Below are 18,596 nucleotides of genomic sequence, written 5' to 3' on the forward strand. Positions count from 1 at the left end.
GCCACGGGCACCGTTCGCTCCGGAAGCGGCCGATCCGGCGCCCGTGGCTCCACTCACGCTTACTCCTCGTGCTCCACGGCCGGAGGCTTGCTGCCTCCGGCGACCTCGGCCGTACCGGCCTCGTCGGTCCCCGGGTCATCGGTCCCGTCGACCTCTTCAGCCTCACGGCCCGCCTCGGCGTTGCGCGCGATGCCCACGACGGCATCCCGCTTGCCCAGGTTGATCAGTTGGACGCCCATGGTGTCACGGCCCGTCTCCCTGACTTCGTTGACTCGCGTGCGAATCACACCACCGCCGAGGGTGATGGCAAGGATCTCATCAGTCTCCTCGACCACCAACGCGCCGACGAGCGACCCGCGGTCCTCCACGATCTTGGCGGCCTTGATGCCGAGGCCGCCACGGCCCTGGACGCGGTACTCGTCGACGGCGGTCCGCTTCGCGTACCCGCCGTCCGTGGCAGTGAAGACGAACGTACCGGGCCGGACGACATTCATCGAGAGGAGCTCGTCGCCCTCGCGGAAACTCATCCCCTTGACCCCGGACGTGGCACGGCCCATCGGGCGCAGCGCGTCGTCCGTCGCGGTGAACCGGATCGACTGGGCCTTCCTGCTGATGAGCAGCAGATCGTCCTCCGCCGACACCAGCTCGGCGCCGATCAGCTCGTCGTCCGCGCCCGCGTCGGTCTCGCGCAGGTTGATCGCGATGACCCCGCCCGACCTCGGAGAGTCGTAATCCTTGAGCGGGGTCTTCTTGACCAGTCCCGCCTTTGTTGCGAGAACGAGATACGGAACGGCCTCGTAATCGCGGATCGCGAGGATCTCGGCGATCTGCTCGTCCGGCTGGAAAGCGAGCAGATTGGCCACGTGCTGGCCCCGCGCGTCACGGCCGACGTCCGGCAGTTCGTACGCCTTGGCCCGGTAGACCCGGCCCTTGTTCGTGAAGAACAGCAGCCAGTGGTGGGTCGTGGAGACGAAGAAGTGGTCGACGATGTCGTCTTCCTTGAGCTTCGTCCCGCGGACGCCCTTGCCGCCGCGCTTCTGCGAGCGGTAGTCGTCCGTCTTCGTACGCTTCACATAGCCGCCCCGCGTGATGGTGACGACGATGTCCTCCTCGGCGATCAAGTCCTCCATGGACATGTCACCGTCGAAGGGAACCAGCTTGGAACGGCGGTCGTCACCGAACTTGTCGACGATGACGGCCAGTTCCTCGCGGACGATGGTGCGCTGCTTCTCCGGCGAGGCCAGGATCGCGTTGTACTCGTTGATCTTCGCCTGGAGCTCGTCGTGCTCCGCGACGATCTTCTGCCGCTCCAGGGCCGCCAGCCGGCGGAGCTGCATCTCCAGGATCGCGTTCGCCTGGATCTCGTCGATCGTGAGCAGCTCCATCAGGCCCCCACGCGCGATCTCGACCGTGTCGCTGCGCCGGATCAGCGCGATGACCTCGTCGATCGCGTCGAGCGCCTTGAGCAGACCGCGCAGGATGTGCGCCCGCTCCTCCGCCTTGCGCAGCCGGAAGCGCGTCCGCCGGACGATGACCTCGATCTGGTGCGCCACCCAGTGCCGGATGAACGCGTCCAGCGACAGCGTGCGCGGCACCCCGTCCACCAGCGCCAGCATGTTCGCGCTGAAGTTGGACTGGAGGTCGGTGTGCTTGTACAGGTTGTTCAGGACGACCTTGGCGACCGCGTCCCGCTTCAGGACGACGACCAGGCGCTGCCCCGTACGGGAGGACGTCTCGTCGCGGACATCGGCGATCCCGCCGATCTTTCCGTCCTTGACCAGGTCGGCAATCTTCTGAGCTAGATTGTCCGGGTTGGTCTGGTAGGGCAGCTCCGTGACCACCAGGCACTGGCGGTTCTGGATCTCCTCGACCTCGACCACCGCACGCATCGTGATCGAGCCGCGGCCCGTACGGTACGCCTCCTCGATGCCCTTACGGCCCACGACCAGCGCGCCCGACGGGAAGTCGGGACCCTTGATCCGCTCGATCAGCGCGTCCAGCAGCTCCTCGTGCGAGGCGTCCGGGTGCTCCAGCGCCCACATCGCACCGGCCGCGACCTCCCGCAGGTTGTGCGGCGGGATGTTCGTGGCCATACCGACGGCGATACCCGCCGAACCGTTGATCAGCAGGTTCGGGAACCGCGCCGGCAGCACCGTCGGCTCCTGGTTGCGGCCGTCGTAGTTGTCCGTGAAGTCGACGGTCTCCTCGTCGATGTCCCGGAGCATCTCCATCGACAGCGGCATCAGCTTGCACTCGGTGTACCGCATGGCGGCGGCCGGGTCGTTGCCCGGTGAACCGAAGTTGCCGTTGGAGTCCACCAGCGGCATCCGCATCGACCACGGCTGCGCGAGGCGGACCAGCGCGTCGTAGATCGAGGAGTCGCCGTGCGGGTGGTACGTACCCATCACGTCACCGACGACGCGGGCGCACTTGTAGAAGCCCTTCTCGGGCCGGTAACCGCCGTCGTACATCGCGTACAGCACACGCCGGTGCACGGGCTTGAGGCCGTCCCGTACGTCCGGCAGCGCGCGCGACACGATGACGGACATCGCGTAGTCGAGGTACGAGCGCTGCATCTCCGTTTCGAGCCCCACGGGCTCTACGCGCATCGCCAGACCCTCGACCGCCTCGGCCACCTCCTGGATCACAGGGGTCCCGGGGGTGCCCGGGACTCCGGAGTTCTCCGAGCCGTCGGCGTTGTCAGGTGTTGCGGGGGTGTTCTCGTCGGCCATCGCTGGTCAGTTTTCCTTTCGGCCTTGTCGAATCCGTCAGCAGTGACCGACTAGATGTCGAGGAAGCGGACGTCCTTGGCATTGCGCTGGATGAAGGACCGCCGCGCCTCGACGTCCTCGCCCATCAGCACCGAGAACAGATCGTCGGCCTGGGCCGCGTCGTCCAGCGTGACCTGGCCGAGCACCCGGTGGTCGACGTCCATCGTGGTGATCCGCAGCTCCTCGGCGTTCATCTCGCCCAGACCCTTGAAGCGCTGGATCGAGTCCTCCTTGATGCGCTTCCCGTTCTGCTTGCCCAGCTCGACCAGCGCGTCGCGCTCCCGGTCGGAGTAGGCGTACTCGAAGTCGTCCCGGCCCCACTTGATCTTGTAGAGCGGCGGGCGGGAGAGATAGACGTGCCCGGCCTCGACCAGCGGACGCATGAAGCGGAACAGGAACGTCAGCAGCAGCGTGTTGATGTGCTGACCGTCGACATCGGCGTCCGCCATCAGAATGATCTTGTGATAGCGGAGCTTCTCGATGTCGAAGTCCTCGTGCACCCCCGTACCGAACGCCGAGATCAGCGCCTGTACCTCGGTGTTCTGGAGGATCTTGTCGATCCGCGCCTTCTCGACGTTCAGGATCTTGCCCCGGATCGGCAGGATCGCCTGGTACATCGGGTTACGGCCCGACTTCGCCGAACCGCCGGCGGAGTCACCCTCGACGATGAAGATCTCGCACTTCGACGGGTCGTTCGACTGGCAGTCGCTCAGCTTGCCCGGCAGGGACGCGCTCTCCAGCAGCCCCTTGCGCCGCGTCAGATCCCGCGCCTTGCGCGCCGCGACCCGGGCCGTCGCGGCCTGGATCGCCTTGCGGATGATGTCCCCGGCCTCGTTCGGATTACGGTCGAACCAGTCCGTCAGGTGCTCGTGGACGATCTTCTGGACGAAGGTCTTCGCCTCCGTGTTGCCCAGCTTCGTCTTCGTCTGGCCCTCGAACTGCGGCTCGCCCAGCTTCACCGAGATGATCGCGGTCAGACCCTCGCGGATGTCCTCGCCCGCCAGGTTGTCGTCCTTCTCCCGCAGGAACTTCTTCTCGCGCGCGTAGCGGTTGACCAGCCCGGTCATCGCCGCGCGGAAGCCCTCCTCGTGCGTACCGCCCTCATGCGTGTGGATCGTGTTCGCGAAGGAGTACACGCCCTCGCTGTACTGCGCGTTCCACTGCATCGCGATCTCGACCGAGAGCAGCCGGTCCTTGTCCTCGGCCTCGATGTCGATCACCGTCGGGTGGATCAGCTCGCCCTTGCGCGAGTTGAGGTACTTCACGAAGTCGACGATGCCGCCCTCGTAGAAGTACGTCACCGTCCGCGCCGGCGGCTCCTCGTCCTTGCTCTCCACCGCGTCCGTGCCCGCGACGTCCGCGCCCACGACCGCCTTCGCCGACTCGCGCTCGTCCGTCAGGGTCAGCGTCAGGCCCTTGTTGAGGAAGGCCATCTCCTGGAAGCGCCGCGACAGCGTCTCGAAGGAGTAGTCCGTCGTCTCGAAGACGTCCGGGTCGGCCCAGAACGTCACCGACGTACCGGTCTCGGACGTCTCCTCGTTACGGGCCAGGGGCGCCGTCGGCACACCGAGCTTGTAATCCTGCGTCCAGCGGTGACCGTCCGTCCTGACCTCGACCGCGACCTTCGTCGACAGCGCGTTGACGACGGAGACGCCCACGCCGTGCAGACCGCCGGAGACGGCGTACCCGCCGCCGCCGAACTTGCCGCCCGCGTGCAGCACCGTCATCACGACCTCGACGGCCGGCTTGTTCTCGGACGGGACGATGCCCACCGGGATACCGCGGCCGTTGTCGATCACCCGGACCCCGCCGTCGGCGAGGATCGTGACGTCGATCGTGTCCGCGTGCCCGGCCATCGCCTCGTCGACGGCGTTGTCGACGACTTCCTGCACAAGGTGGTGGAGCCCGCGCTCACCGGTGGAGCCGATGTACATGCCGGGCCGCTTGCGGACCGCGTCCAGGCCCTCGAGGACGGTGATGGCACTGGCGTCGTACGCGGCGGTTACCTCGCCGTGCTCGCCAGTGGCGACGGACGGGGTCTTCTCATTGGGGTTGCCGGAATCGGCCACGAAGCGCCCTTTCTGGCACAGCACAGGCCGTCCTCCGAGCAAGCGGGAGCGGCTGCGTCGTTCGGCTTGTGTCAGCATCTGTTGACAGTCCCCCGCAAGCAGCGCGGGATTTTCCATCAGTCTACCGGTAGCGCCGACCCGAATGGGGGTTTGCCGGTACCTGAGTCCGCATGTGCCGCCCTGGACGAGCAGCCTCCGACTCCCCATATTCGGGAAGGGGCTCCAAGAGGCTCACACCGGCGTTGAGCGCTTCGGCCTGTCAACCTCCCGCTACGGTGAGGGACACCTCAATCTCCCCCCACGCTCTCCCAGGTCACAGCGGACTCAGGAGGTACGGAACGGGACGAGCCGTCCCCGGTGAGGAGGACGGCTCGTGAGAAGGATCGGTGCCACACGGAGGCGGGCGGAGAGAAGGGGAGAAAGGGGAGAAGGCGACCAGGACGTATACGGATACGGGCGAGGCGCGCGCCCCGGCCCCCGGCCGCACGGCATCCGGGGGCTCCGCCCGTATCCGTCCCGGCATCCGGAAGGGGCCGCCCGCGACGCCACGGGCGCCCGGCACGCGGCGCCCGGCACGCGGCGCCCGGCCGCCTCAGCCGTACGTGTCGCCGGGCCCCGTGCTCCCCGGCGCCCGGAGGCGGCCGTACCGCTGCGGCGGGCCCCCCGGCCCCAGCACCTTGATCATCCGGACCGTGCCCTGCCCCAGGTCCTCGTTCAGCCGGGCCACCAGGCGCGGCGCCAGCAGCCGGAGCTGCGTCGCCCACACCGTGGAATCGCACTGCACGGTCAGCACCCGCGCGTCCTCGGCGTCGTCGTAACGCTGCGGCACACAGTGCTTCGCCAGGTCCTCCCCGACGATCTGCGGCCAGCGGCCCATCACCCCGCCCACGGCGGCCGGCGTCTCCCAGCCCCGCTCCATGATCAGCCGGTTGATCGCCGCACCCAGCGGCAGCGGATCACGCCCGTCGGCCCGCGCCCCCGAGCGCAGCCCACCGCCCCGCCTCGCCTGCTTCTTCTGCTGTACGGCGTTCCCCCGGGCACGCGCCTGCTCCTTCGCCGCCCGCAGCGCGACCCGGGCCAGATCCACCCCGGACGGCTCGGGCCCCGACGGGGCCGACGACGGCACAGAAGGACCGGCCCCGGGCCCGGCTCCCGACCCCGGTGTTCCCGGGATCCCCGGCATTCCCGGCAGACTCATACGCGCTCCACCGCACCCTCGGCCACCGCGAACCGCGCCCCGGCCAGCACACCCGGCACATCGTCGTCCACCGCCGCCGTCACCAGCACCTGCTCCCCCGGAGCCACCAGCTCCGCCAGCCGCTCCCGCCGCCGCGCGTCCAGCTCGGCGAACACGTCGTCCAGCACCAGCACCGGCTCGTTGCCCTCGGCGCGCAGCAGATCGTACGAGGCCAGCCGCAGCGCCAGCGCGTACGACCAGGACTCGCCGTGGCTCGCGTACCCCTTCGCCGGCAGCCGGCCCAGCTTCAGCACCAGATCGTCCCGGTGCGGCCCGACCAGCGTCACACCCCGCTCGATCTCCTGCTTGCGCACCTCGGCCAGCGCCGCCAGCAGATGCGCGTACAGCTCGTCCCGCGAGGACCCGGCAGCCGGCTCACCCGGGCCCGGCGCGCCCGCGGCGGTCTCGTCACCGCCGGGACCACCGGCGGAGGAACGGTACTCCAGCGCCACCGGACCACCGCCCGGCGCCAACTGCTCGTACGCCTTGTCCGCCAGCGGCTGGAGCGTCGCGATCAGATCGACCCGCTGCGCCAGCAGCTCCGCCCCGGCGCGCGCCAGATGCTGGTCCCAGACGTCCAGCGTGGACAGGTCCATGCCCCGCCCACCGTGCCGTCGCGCCATCGCCGCCGACTTCAGCAGCGTGTTCCGCTGCCGGAGCACCCGGTCGTAGTCCGACCGCACCCCCGCCATCCGCGGCGACCGCGCGGTGATCAGCTCGTCCAGGAACCGGCGGCGCTCGCCCGGATCGCCCTTCACCAGCGCCAGATCCTCCGGCGCGAAGAGCACCGTCCGTACGATCCCGACCACGTCACGTGGCTTGACCTGCGACGACCGGTTGATACGGGCCCGATTGGCGCGGCCCGGGTTCAGCTCCAGCTCCACGAGCTGCGAACGCTCGCCCTGGGTGACCGCCGCCCGGATCACCGCGCGCTCCGCGCCCATCCGTACCAGCGGAGCGTCCGAGGAGACCCGGTGGCTGCCGAGCGTCGCCAGATAGCCGACCGCCTCGACCAGATTCGTCTTGCCCTGCCCGTTCGCCCCCACGAACGCGGTGACGCCCGGGTCGAGGGGCACCTCCACCCGGGCGTACGACCGGAAGTCGGCCAGCGACAGATGCGTCACGTGCATGGCTGTGCGCGGACCTCCCCGAATGTCACTTACTTGTCGCCGGCCGACTCGACGGCATGGCCGCCGAACTGGTTGCGCAGCGCCGCGACCATCTTCATCTGCGGCGAGTCGTCCTGGCGCGAGGCGAACCGCGCGAAGAGCGACGCGGTGATCGCGGGCAGCGGCACCGCGTGGTCGATGGCCGCCTCGACCGTCCACCGGCCCTCGCCCGAGTCCGCCGCGTACCCCCGGAGCTGGTCCAGGTGCTCGTCCTGGTCCAGCGCGTTGACCGCCAGGTCCAGCAGCCAGGAGCGGATGACCGTGCCCTCCTGCCAGGAGCGGAAGACCTCACGGACATCGGTGACCGAGTCGGCCTTCTCCAGCAGCTCCCAGCCCTCGGCGTAGGCCTGCATCATGGCGTACTCGATGCCGTTGTGGACCATCTTGGCGAAGTGACCCGCGCCGACCTTGCCGGCGTGCACCGAGCCGAAGTTCCCCTCGGGCTTGAGCGCGTCGAAGATCGGCTCGACCTTCGCCACATGCTCCGGGTCGCCGCCGTACATCAGCGCATAGCCGTTGTCGAGGCCCCAGACACCGCCGGAGACACCGCAGTCGAGGAAGCCGATGCCCTTGATGCCCAGCTCGACCGCGTGCTTCTCGTCGTCGGTCCAGCGGGAGTTACCGCCGTCGACCACGACATCGCCGGGGGAGAGCAGCTCGGCCAGCTCGTCGACCGTCGCCTGGGTCGCGGCACCCGCGGGGACCATCACCCAGACCACGCGCGGACCCTTGAGCTTGTCCACCAGCTCCTTGAGACTGTGGACGTCCGCGAGGTCCGGATTGCGGTCGTATCCGATGACGGTGTGGCCGGCGCGGCGGATGCGCTCGCGCATGTTGCCGCCCATCTTGCCGAGACCCACAAGACCGAGCTCCATCAGGCGTTCCTTAAGCGTTGAGGCGATTCGTACCCGGGTCCGAGCCTACGCCCGGACCCGGCCACTCACCTGTGGGGTCAGCCGCTCAGGCGTACCGGCATGATCAGGTACTTGTACGCCTCGTCCGCCTCGGCGTCGACGGCCGGGCGGCCGCTGAGCAGCGCCGGCTTCGTGGACGTCGTGAAGGAGAGCTGGGCCACCGGGGAGTCGATCGCGCTCAGACCGTCCAGCAGGAAGGTCGGGTTGAAGGCGATGGAGATGTCGTCGCCGTCGAGCTGCGCTTCGACCCGCTCCACAGCCTGTGCGTCGTCGCTGGACCCGGCCTCCAGGATGAGAACACCCTGCTCGAAGCTGAGCCGTACGGGGGTGTTGCGCTCCGCGACCAGGGCCACGCGCTTGACGGCCTCGACGAACGGGGCGGTCTCGATCACCGCGACCGAGTTGAACTCGGTCGGGAAGAGCGTGCGGTACTTCGGCAGATCGCCCTCCAGGAGGCGGGTCGTCGTCCGCCGTCCCGCGCCCTCGAAGCCGATCAGGCCCTCGCCCGCGCCGGAGCCGGAGAGCGCCAGCGTGACCGTGTCGCCGTTGGTGAGCGCCTTGGCGGTGTCCAGCAGCGTCTTGGCGGGCACCAGGGCGACCGCGGAGATGTCCGGGGACTCCGGCTTCCACAGGAACTCGCGGACCGCGAAGCGGTAGCGGTCGGTCGAGGCCAGGGTGACCGTGTCGCCCTCGATCTCGATCCGTACACCGGTGAGAACGGGCAGCGTGTCGTCCCGGCCCGCGGCGATGGCGACCTGGGAGGCGGCGGAGGCGAAGACCTCACCGGGGACGGTGCCGGTCGCGGTCGGCATCTGCGGCAGCGCCGGGTACTCCTCCACAGGGAGTGTGTGGAGGGTGAACCGCGAGGAGCCGCAGACCACGGTCGCCCGTACACCGTCTGTGGAGATCTCCACCGGACGGTTGGGCAGCGCGCGGCAGATGTCGGCGAGCAGCCGACCGGAGACGAGGACGGTGCCGTCCTCCTCCACCTCCGCGTCCACCGAGACCCGCGCCGAGACCTCGTAGTCGAAGCTGGAGAAGCTGAGCGCGCCGTCCTCCGCCTTCAGCAGAAGGCCAGCGAGCACCGGCGCCGGCGGACGGGCCGGAAGGCTACGGGCCACCCAGGCCACCGCCTCCGCGAGTACATCGCGCTCCACCCGGATCTTCACCGGAACCGCCTCCTGCTGTTGCTCGCTCGCCCTGCTGGCCTTCGTCGTCGGCTGGGATGCCGGGGACCAGTCTGACGTACGGCACCGACACTCGGTGCTGTCGCGGGTCAAGTCGAGGCGAGACGTTCCGGATGGTCGGCCGCGAAGTTGTGCACAGGCCCTGCTTCGAAACGGACTCCTGGCTAACTCTCAGGGGTAGTAGTAGTAGGCCCTGTGGAAACCGTGGATAACGCCGTCTGCGCAGGTCAAGCCCGTTTTTTTATCCACCGGACTTGTGGGTGGAGCCGTGGAGAACTCGGCTCTTCTGTGGACGGCGGAAAGTTCTGCACACCCCATGCACAGGACACCGTGACTTCTCCCCAGCCGCGTCCCCAGTTTTACCCACGTTCCCCACAGCCCAACCGGCCTCCTTGGTGTGACGCCTTTCACTCGACTCAGCGATCCCCGGTGTTTCGTTGCCGAACAGTGGACAGGGCTGTGGAGAAGCTGTGGGCGACGGCGGCCTGCCTGTGGGCCGCCGGTGGACAAGATCCCGGACGCCCTGTGGACGAGTTTTCCGTCCACAGGCTGTGGAGCGGCGTCAACCACAAATCCACACCCCCCTGACCTGGACCGATGTCCGGCCGGCAGCCTCCCCTGTGGACACGATCGGGACAACTCCGGGGTCCCCAGGCTGTGGACGGAAGATTCTGCCCGAATCTGTGGAGAAGACCTTCGCGCCACCGCGTATTCGAACAGCGAGGGCGGCCGATGACACGCCGGAGGGGGCGCCGTGCGCCCTCCGGGACGGCGAAAGGGCGCCCGGGACCGTCTCGGACGGGGTCCCGGACGCCCTCGTGAGCGCCGTCGGACGGCGGTCGGCGGCGGGCCGCGGTCGCCGCGGGAGCGCTCCTGCTCGCCGGTGGAGCCTTCTGCTCGCCGATGGAGCCCTCTGCCCGCCGGTGGAGCTGCTCGCGGGCCGCGCTCGCTCTCAGCCGTTCTTGATGCGGTTGGTGAGTTCGGTCACCTGGTTGTAGATCGAGCGGCGCTCGGCCATCAGCGCGCGGATCTTCCGGTCCGCGTGCATGACCGTCGTGTGGTCGCGCCCGCCGAACTGCGCGCCGATCTTCGGCAGCGAGAGATCGGTCAGCTCACGGCAGAGGTACATCGCGATCTGGCGCGCCGTCACCAGCACCCGGCTCCGCGAGGAACCGCAGAGGTCGTCCACCGACAGCCCGAAGTAGTCGGCGGTCGCCGCCATGATGTTGGTCGCGGTGATCTCCGGGGCCGCGTCCTCGCTGCCGGGGATCAGGTCCTTCAGCACGATCTCGGTCAGCCCCAGATCCACCGGCTGCCGGTTGAGCGAGGCGAACGCCGTGACCCGGATGAGCGCCCCCTCCAGCTCACGGATGTTGCGCGAGATCCGCGAGGCGATGAACTCCAGCACCTCGGGCGGAGCGTTGAGCTGCTCCTGGACCGCCTTCTTGCGGAGGATCGCGATCCGGGTCTCCAGCTCCGGCGGCTGGACGTCCGTGGTCAGCCCCCACTCGAAGCGGTTGCGCAGCCGGTCCTCCAGCGTGATCAGTTGCTTGGGGGGCCGGTCCGAGGAGAGCACGATCTGCTTGTTGGCGTTGTGGAGCGTGTTGAACGTGTGGAAGAACTCCTCCTGCGTCGACTCCTTGGACGCCAGGAACTGGATGTCGTCGACCAGGAGGATGTCGACATCGCGGTACCGCTTGCGGAAGGTGTCGCCCTTGCCGTCCCGGATCGAGTTGATGAACTCGTTCGTGAACTCCTCGGAGCTGACGTAGCGCACCCGTGTACCGGGGTAGAGGCTGCGCGCGTAGTGCCCGATGGCGTGGAGCAGGTGGGTCTTGCCGAGCCCGGACTCGCCGTAGATGAAGAGCGGGTTGTACGCCTTGGCCGGCGCCTCGGCGACGGCGACCGCCGCCGCGTGCGCGAAACGGTTGGACGCGCCGATGACGAAGGTGTCGAAGAGGTACTTGGGGTTGAGCCGGGCCTGCGGCTCGCCCGGGCCCGGCGCGGGAGCGGGCTGGGCGCCCAGCGGTCCCGGCGCCCCGGCCCGCGCGCGGCCGACGCTCTGCCCGCCGCCGTGGCGGGGCGCCGGCGGCTCCTGGAGGTCGTGCCGGCCGCGGTGGTCGTGCTGGTCGTGCTGGGCGTGCTGGTCGACGGGGCGCTCGTACAGGGACCGGTCCTGGCCCTGGGGCTGCCGGTAGTCGTGGTGCTGCGGCCGTGCGGTGGCGTACGGGTCACGGTCCTGGTAGCCGCCGGAGCGGGACTGCCAGGACAGGTCCTCCTGGGTCCGCGGCCAGGCGCCGGGGTCGGGGCGCTGCTGCGGGTAGTCCGGGTAGGCGGGGCGTACGGACGGCATGCCGTCGTCGGAGGGGCGGTGCCCGTAGCCGTCGTAACCGTCGTCCTGGCGCGGCTCGTCGTGGTGCGGTCCCTGATAACGGTGCTGCTGGGGTACGGGCGGGGCCGGCGGGGTGGGTTCGCCCGCCGAGTCGTCGACGGTGATCGCGATCCGGATGGGCCGCCCGCACTCATGGCTCAGGGTCTCGCTGATGAGAGGGGCGAGACGGCCTTCGAGGACCCGCTTGCCCCATTCGTTGGGGACGGCGAGCAGCGCGGTGTCGGCGACCAGGGCCAGCGGCTGGCACCGTTCGATCCACTGTTTGTCTTTGGGCTCTACCCCCTGCTGGCCCTCCCTGAGGAGTTGCTCCAGCACTCGTGGCCACACTGCGGCAAGATCGGCAGGTACATCAGCCACAAGGCACGCTCTCTCGCTGGTCCCACGAATGTGTGCTTCTCGGGACGGGGTGGGAAGGCCGGCGGGGAACGCCGGGGTGAAGACCGACCGGCGCATAGGGGGCGGTCTCCGCCAAGGTAGTCAGGCCGACCCGCGCGGTTCAAGTTGTTGTCCACAGCCTGTGCACAATGGAGACCGGCACCGAGCTGGTTTGACCGGATGGCGTAGCCGCGCGTACCGTGACCAGGTCGAGTTGTCGATGGCTGCTGCCGCCTGCCTCCGATGGGCAAAGATCACGATCTGTGGTTGTGAAGCGGTGCACTCGGGCGTGATCGCGAGCTTCTCAGCTTCTCGTGGGCGCACGGTGACAGCCAGGCGATGTCCCGCCATCCACACATCATTTTCTGGAGCCCCCGAGTGAGCAAGCGCACCTTCCAGCCGAACAACCGCCGTCGCGCCAAGACCCACGGGTTCCGGCTGCGGATGCGTACCCGTGCCGGCCGCGCGATTCTCGCGACGCGTCGCAGCAAGGGTCGCGCCCGTCTGTCCGCCTGATCGCCTGCTGACAAACAGGTCATGACGTGCTGCCTACCGAGAATCGGCTGAGGCGGCGCGAGGACTTCGCGACCGCGGTACGACGAGGCCGCCGGGCAGGACGCCCGCTCCTCGTCGTCCATCTGAACAGCGGTGCAACGGACCCGCACGCGCCTGGGGAGAGCGCTTCCCCGGTGCGTGCGGGTTTCGTCGTAAGCAAAGCGGTGGGCGGAGCGGTCGTACGGAACCGCGTGAAGCGGCGCCTGCGCCATCTCATACGCGACCGACTGTCCGCGCTGCCCCCCGGTAGCCTGGTTGTCGTACGGGCGCTGCCCGGATCAGGTGACGCCGACCATGCACTGCTGGCCCGAGACCTGGACGCCGCTCTCCGGCGGCTGCTGGGAGGGGGCGCGCGATGAAGTACCCGCTGCTGGCTCTGATCAAGCTGTACCAGTGGACGATCAGCCCGCTCCTCGGGCCTGTCTGCCGGTACTACCCGTCGTGTTCGCACTACGGATATACGGCCATCGACCGCCATGGCGCGGTGAAGGGCACGGCGCTGACCGCCTGGCGCATTCTGCGGTGCAATCCGTGGTCGCCGGGCGGTGTGGACCATGTCCCGCCGCGGAAACGGCCTCGATGGCATGAACTGCTGCGCAACGCGTGGCGCGGCGGTAAGGGCGGGCGGCCCGCTGACGGCGTGCCTTCCGGGGGATCGGCCCCCGACACCCCGAGCCCGGCCGCAGAGACCTCGCCCAAAGCTCAAGGAGCCTGATTAGTGGACACGATTGCCAGTCTCTTCAGTTTTATCACCACACCTGTTTCCTGGGTCATCGTCCAGTTCCACTCGCTGTACGGGATGATTTTCGGCCCCGACACGGGCTGGGCCTGGGGACTGTCCATCGTGTCCCTGGTGGTACTGATCCGTATCTGTCTGATCCCGCTCTTCGTGAAGCAGATCAAGTCGACGCGGAACATGCAGGTGCTCCAGCCCAAGATGAAGGCGATCCAGGAGCGCTACAAGAACGACAAACAGCGTCAGTCCGAAGAGATGATGAAGCTGTACAAGGAGACGGGTACGAACCCGCTCTCCTCGTGTCTGCCCATCCTGGCGCAGTCGCCGTTCTTCTTCGCGCTCTACCACGTGCTCTCCAGCATCGCGAGCGGCAAGACCATCGGCGTGATCAACCAGGGGCTGCTGGACAGCGCGCGCCAGGCGCACATCTTCGGAGCCCCGCTGGCCGCCAAGTTCCTGGACAGCAGCGAGAAGGTCGCCTCGCTCAACGCGTCGCTGACCGATGTACGGATCGTCACCGCGATCATGATCGTCCTGATGTCGGCGTCGCAGTTCTACACGCAGCGCCAGCTCATGACGAAGAACGTCGACCTCACGGTCAAGACGCCGTACATGCAGCAGCAGAAGATGCTGATGTACATCTTCCCCCTGATCTTCGCGGTCACCGGCGTGAACTTCCCCGTCGGTGTGCTCGTCTACTGGCTGACCACCAACGTGTGGACCATGGGCCAGCAGATGTACGTGATCAACCAGAACCCGACCCCGGGCAGCAAGGCGCAGGACCAGTACCTGCAGCGTCTGCTGAAGAGCATCACCGCGCACGGCGAGGTGCGGTCGCGCCGCAAGCGTTCTGTCGTGCAGGCGATCGTGGCCAAGGGTCCGGACCGCAACGACAACGAGCGCAAGTTCGTGGTGGGTCTGGGCAAGTCGGGTCTGGCCGCGCAGCCCGACGGCACGGTGATCAAGAGCGACACCGCCGCCGCCGAGGCCGAGGCGGGTGCCGCGGCCAGGCGCCAGCAGCCCAAGCGCCAGACCAAGGCACAGCGGCAGGCCACCGCGACCCAGGCCGCTGCGGAGAAGTCGGCGCCCGATGACGCCGAGGCGGCCGAGCCGCAGGCGAAGACCTCGTTGCAGAAGAAGGACGAGCCGCAGGACACCACGTCCAAGCCATCGGGCAAGCCGGCCGCCGGTGCCACACGCCAGAAGGCCAAGTCCGGGCAGCGCAAGGGTCAGCAGCGGCCCAAGCACCCCACCAAGAAGTAAGAATCAAGAAGGAGTCCATCCGTGACGGAAGGCACCATCTCCGCCGCTCCCGAGGGGAGCGACACCCTGACCCGCCTGGAGCAGGAAGGGGAGATCGCGGCCGACTACCTTGAGGGCCTGCTCGACATCGCCGATCTCGACGGCGATATCGACATGGACGTCGAGGCAGACCGGGCCGCGGTCTCGATCATCAGCGACGCGGCCGGTGGGGATCTTCAGAAGCTGGTGGGGCGCGACGGCGAGGTCCTGGAGGCACTTCAGGAGCTGACGCGGCTCGCTGTCCACCGGGAGACCGGGGACCGCAGCCGGCTCATGCTGGACATCGCGGGTTTCCGGGCCAAGAAGCGCACCGAGCTGGCCGAGCTGGGTGCCAAGGCGGCGGACGAGGTGAAGAGCACCGGTGAGCCGGTGAAGCTGAGCCCGATGACGCCCTTCGAGCGGAAGGTCGTGCACGACGCGGTCGCCGCCGCCGGTCTGCGCAGCGAGTCCGAGGGCGAGGAGCCCGAGCGCTTCGTCGTGGTGCTCCCTGCCTGAGTGGTTCAACGTTTTCGGCCCCGCCTGTCGCGCAGGCGGGGCCGATCTTTGTCAGCCTGATAGTCAGCCACCGCTGGGTGGTTCGGTATGGAAGGACGGTTCCCGTGACGGAGGCAGCAGAGCTTCCCCCCGCACCGGACGAGGCGCGCACTGTTTTCGGTGAGTTCTTTCCGGAGGCTGTCCGCTACGCGGAGCTGCTGGCGGACGCGGGCGTCAAGCGCGGTCTGATCGGCCCCCGCGAGGTGCCGCGCCTGTGGGAGCGGCACATGTTGAACTGCGCGGTGCTCTCCGAGGTCGTGCCCGAGGGCGTGATGGTCTGCGATGTCGGCTCGGGCGCGGGTCTCCCCGGGATCCCGCTGGCCCTGGTCCGGCCGGATCTGAAGATCACGCTGCTGGAGCCGCTGCTGCGACGGACGAACTTCCTCCAGGAAGTCGTCGAGCTGCTGGGCCTGGACCATGTGACGGTGGTACGGGGCCGGGCCGAGGAGGTCCTCGGCACGCTCCAGCCCGTCCATGTGGTGACGGCACGGGCGGTGGCGCCGCTGGACCGGCTGGCGGGCTGGGGGGTGCCGCTGCTGCGTCCCTACGGCGAGATGCTGGCGCTGAAGGGCGACACGGCCGAGGAGGAGATCAACGGGGCCCGTGCGGCGCTGAGCAAGCTCGGCGTGGTGGAGACCTCGGTGCTCCAGGTCGGGGAGGGCATCGTCGATCCACTCGCCACGGTGGTGCGGGTGGAGGTCGGGGAGAGCCCCGGCGGGGTGCGGTTCGCGACGAAGCGGGCCAAGGCCGCGCGGGCCGGCCGTGCACGGCGCCGCCGTTGAGCCGTACAGTCCTCAGTGGCTATCGGTGATGGTCCATACAAGCTGCCATACCTATGCATTGCGGAGTGTCGTGATGGTCTAGCCCCGCGGCGCGTGCATCGTGTTTCACGTGAAACGTCGCTCACTGCTGCAGGGCATCATCACCCGAGGCCGCGCGTCTGCCACACCGCGCGGCCGAAAACCCCTCGTACGGGGGGCGGGGTTGTCTACAGACGCGGATTCATCCACAGATCCACGGGCCTCGCTGGTTCACGACCCCGAAAGCATGGCAGGCTCTGTCCATTGCGAGTCTGAAGTCGAGGAGAGTGAATCCTTGCGGTCCGACGCCAACATCGCGGGACCGATGACCGATCCGGTCCCCGGTCCCCGCACCGAGTCGCAGGGGGAGGACGTTTCACGTGAAACACCGCCCCCGATGGACGACACCCCCATTGGCCACGCCGCCCAACTGGCGGTGGAGGCACTGGGCCGGGCCGGCGAGGGTCTGCCCCGCCCCGAACAGACACGTGTCATGGTCGTCGCCAACCAGAAGGGCGGCGTAGGCAAGACCACCACCACGGTCAACCTCGCCGCGTCGCTCGCGCTCCATGGCGCGCGCGTGCTGGTGGTCGACCTCGATCCACAGGGCAACGCCTCCACGGCGCTGGGGATCGACCACCATGCCGAAGTACCGTCGATCTATGACGTCCTGGTGGAGAGCAAGCCGCTCTCCGAGGTGGTCCAGCCTGTCCCGGACGTCGAAGGTCTCTTCTGTGCCCCGGCCACCATCGATCTCGCCGGTGCGGAGATCGAGCTGGTGTCCCTGGTGGCACGGGAGAGCCGACTGCAACGGGCGATCGAGGCGTATGAGCAGCCACTGGACTACATCCTCATCGACTGCCCGCCCTCGCTCGGCCTGCTGACCGTCAACGCGATGGTCGCGGGCGCGGAGGTCCTGATCCCCATCCAGTGCGAGTACTACGCACTGGAAGGGTTGGGCCAGTTGCTGCGGAACGTCGATCTGGTGCGGGGGCATCTCAACCCCACGCTGCATGTCTCGACGATTCTGCTCACCATGTACGACGGCCGGACACGGCTCGCCTCACAGGTGGCGGACGAGGTGCGGAGCCACTTCGGCAACGAGGTGCTGCGGACGAGCATCCCCCGGTCGGTCCGTATCTCGGAGGCGCCGAGCTACGGGCAGACGGTGCTGACTTATGATCCGGGTTCCAGCGGATCCCTCTCGTACCTCGAAGCCGCCCGTGAGATCGCCCTGCGGGGGGTGGGGGTCCACTATGACGCCCAGCAGGCCCATGTGGGTATCCAGAACAGCCAGCAGAGCATGTCGGAGGGGATCCAGTGAGCGAGCGACGTAGAGGATTGGGGCGTGGGCTCGGTGCACTGATCCCCGCCGCTCCGCAGGAGCAGCAGCCGGTGTCCGTCCCCGGGGCGGACACGGCCTCTCCGGGCGGTGCCCCGGTGATGACGGCGGAGCGGGGAGTCGCCGCCGCGAAGGTGACGTCGCTGCCGACGGCCACCGTCTCCCCGGAGACGGAGCCTGTCGTACCGGACCGCACGGCGGCGCCCGAGCCGGCCGTGGCCGGAGCCCACTTCGCCGAGGTGCCGATCGACTCGATCACGCCGAACCCCCGGCAGCCCCGTGAGGTGTTCGACGAGGACGCCCTCGCGGAGCTGGTCACTTCCATCAAGGAGGTGGGGCTTCTCCAGCCCGTCGTCGTACGGCAGGTGGGGCCGGAGCGCTATGAGCTCATCATGGGCGAGCGGCGCTGGAGGGCCTGCCGGGAGGCGGGTCTGGAGCGCATCCCCGCCATCGTCCGCGCCACGGACGACGAGAAGCTGCTTCTGGACGCGCTGCTGGAGAACCTGCACCGCGCTCAGTTGAACCCGCTGGAGGAGGCCGCGGCCTACGACCAGTTGCTCAAGGACTTCAACTGCACGCACGACCAGCTCGCCGACCGGATCGGGCGTTCGCGTCCGCAGGTCTCCAACACCCTGCGGCTGCTGCGTCTCTCCCCTTCGGTGCAGCGCCGGGTGGCTGCCGGAGTGCTCTCCGCCGGTCATGCCAGGGCGCTGCTGTCGGTGGAGGACTCGGAGGAGCAGAACCAGCTCGCCCACCGCATCGTGGCCGAAGGTCTCTCCGTGCGGGCGGTCGAGGAGATCGTGACCCTGATGGGGTCGCGTCCGCAGACCGCGCCGAAGTCGAAGGGCCCGCGGGCCGGCGCCCGGCTGTCCCCGGCGCTGAGCGATCTGGCGTCGCGGCTCTCCGACCGCTTCGAGACCCGGGTGAAGGTCGACCTCGGGCAGAAGAAGGGGAAGATCGTCGTCGAGTTCGCCTCGATAGACGATCTGGACCGGATCCTCTCCACCCTCGCCCCCGGTGAGGGGCGCGTCCTGGACCAGGGACTCGACGAGGAGGCCGGGGACGAAGAGGAGAGCTGAGGCTCCACCGCACCCCTGGGGGCGGGGGGGGGGGTGTGGGGGGCCGCCGGGGCCCCACCCCCCCCCCGGGGTCGAGGTTGACGAGTCCGCCGAGTTCGACGGCGATGGCGATGACCGTGAACCAGGTGGTGGCG

The 18,596-nt window shown here is 68.7% G+C and carries 15 protein-coding genes; 8 read left to right on the forward strand and 7 right to left on the reverse strand.

The window, feature by feature from the left end:
- Positions 1-59: 59 nt before the first annotated feature.
- The 7 genes from gyrA to dnaA all read right to left on the reverse strand — a co-directional run bounded on the left by gyrA (position 60) and on the right by dnaA (position 12,096).
- Entirely contained in the window at positions 60-2,732 is a 2,673-nt protein-coding gene (gyrA, locus tag ACFXPK_RS22590) for a DNA gyrase subunit A (protein WP_384995581.1), read from the reverse strand.
- A gap of 50 nt (positions 2,733-2,782) precedes the next feature.
- On the reverse strand, positions 2,783-4,864 hold the full coding sequence (gyrB, locus tag ACFXPK_RS22595; protein ID WP_384995583.1) for a DNA topoisomerase (ATP-hydrolyzing) subunit B: 2,082 nt from the start codon (positions 4,862-4,864) through the stop codon (positions 2,783-2,785).
- Positions 4,865-5,432: 568 nt separating this feature from the next.
- Entirely contained in the window at positions 5,433-6,038 is a 606-nt protein-coding gene (locus tag ACFXPK_RS22600; RefSeq protein ID WP_384995585.1) for a DUF721 domain-containing protein, read from the reverse strand.
- Positions 6,035-7,207, reverse strand: a complete 1,173-nt coding sequence (gene recF / locus ACFXPK_RS22605; protein WP_385078036.1) for a DNA replication/repair protein RecF — start codon at positions 7,205-7,207, stop codon at positions 6,035-6,037. Before recF ends, ACFXPK_RS22600 begins: the two co-directional genes overlap by 4 nt.
- A gap of 29 nt (positions 7,208-7,236) precedes the next feature.
- Positions 7,237-8,121 (reverse strand): phosphogluconate dehydrogenase (NAD(+)-dependent, decarboxylating), encoded by an 885-nt coding sequence (gene gnd, locus ACFXPK_RS22610; protein WP_384995590.1) that lies wholly within the window; start codon positions 8,119-8,121, stop codon positions 7,237-7,239.
- Positions 8,122-8,198: 77 nt separating this feature from the next.
- A complete protein-coding gene (dnaN, locus tag ACFXPK_RS22615) occupies positions 8,199-9,329 on the reverse strand; it encodes a DNA polymerase III subunit beta (protein ID WP_385078039.1) in 1,131 nt (376 codons plus the stop codon).
- Between the two features lie 970 nt (positions 9,330-10,299).
- Positions 10,300-12,096 carry a chromosomal replication initiator protein DnaA gene (dnaA, locus tag ACFXPK_RS22620; RefSeq protein ID WP_385078042.1) on the reverse strand — a complete coding sequence of 599 codons (1,797 nt, stop codon included), beginning with the start codon at positions 12,094-12,096 and terminating at the stop codon, positions 10,300-10,302.
- Between the two features lie 396 nt (positions 12,097-12,492).
- Here dnaA and rpmH point away from each other — a divergent pair, with 396 nt between their 5' ends.
- The 8 genes from rpmH to ACFXPK_RS22660 all read left to right on the forward strand — a co-directional run bounded on the left by rpmH (position 12,493) and on the right by ACFXPK_RS22660 (position 18,462).
- Positions 12,493-12,630, forward strand: coding sequence for a 50S ribosomal protein L34 (gene rpmH, locus ACFXPK_RS22625; RefSeq protein ID WP_003975051.1), 138 nt, complete (start codon positions 12,493-12,495; stop codon positions 12,628-12,630).
- Positions 12,631-12,656: 26 nt separating this feature from the next.
- Positions 12,657-13,028 (forward strand): ribonuclease P protein component, encoded by a 372-nt coding sequence (gene rnpA / locus ACFXPK_RS22630; protein ID WP_382890305.1) that lies wholly within the window; start codon positions 12,657-12,659, stop codon positions 13,026-13,028.
- Positions 13,025-13,384, forward strand: a complete 360-nt coding sequence (yidD, locus tag ACFXPK_RS22635) for a membrane protein insertion efficiency factor YidD (protein WP_384995598.1) — start codon at positions 13,025-13,027, stop codon at positions 13,382-13,384. The genes rnpA and yidD overlap by 4 nt, the downstream gene beginning before the upstream one ends.
- 3 nt (positions 13,385-13,387) lie before the next feature.
- Positions 13,388-14,668, forward strand: a complete 1,281-nt coding sequence (gene yidC / locus ACFXPK_RS22640; RefSeq protein ID WP_384995601.1) for a membrane protein insertase YidC — start codon at positions 13,388-13,390, stop codon at positions 14,666-14,668.
- 21 nt (positions 14,669-14,689) lie between these two features.
- Positions 14,690-15,202 carry a protein jag gene (locus ACFXPK_RS22645; protein WP_384995603.1) on the forward strand — a complete coding sequence of 171 codons (513 nt, stop codon included), beginning with the start codon at positions 14,690-14,692 and terminating at the stop codon, positions 15,200-15,202.
- A 104-nt stretch (positions 15,203-15,306) separates the two neighbouring features.
- On the forward strand, positions 15,307-16,023 hold the full coding sequence (gene rsmG / locus ACFXPK_RS22650) for a 16S rRNA (guanine(527)-N(7))-methyltransferase RsmG (RefSeq protein ID WP_384995605.1): 717 nt from the start codon (positions 15,307-15,309) through the stop codon (positions 16,021-16,023).
- A 265-nt stretch (positions 16,024-16,288) separates the two neighbouring features.
- Complete coding sequence (locus ACFXPK_RS22655) at positions 16,289-17,365, forward strand: ParA family protein (RefSeq protein ID WP_384995607.1); 1,077 nt, start codon at positions 16,289-16,291, stop codon at positions 17,363-17,365.
- The gene (locus ACFXPK_RS22660) at positions 17,362-18,462 is read left to right on the forward strand and encodes a ParB/RepB/Spo0J family partition protein (protein ID WP_384995610.1); all 1,101 of its coding nucleotides are present in this window, start codon (positions 17,362-17,364) and stop codon (positions 18,460-18,462) included. The genes ACFXPK_RS22655 and ACFXPK_RS22660 overlap by 4 nt, the downstream gene beginning before the upstream one ends.
- Positions 18,463-18,596: the final 134 nt, after the last annotated feature.

The sequence above is a fragment of the Streptomyces sp. NPDC059142 genome (genome assembly GCF_042755665.1).
Lineage (GTDB): Bacteria > Actinomycetota > Actinomycetes > Streptomycetales > Streptomycetaceae > Streptomyces.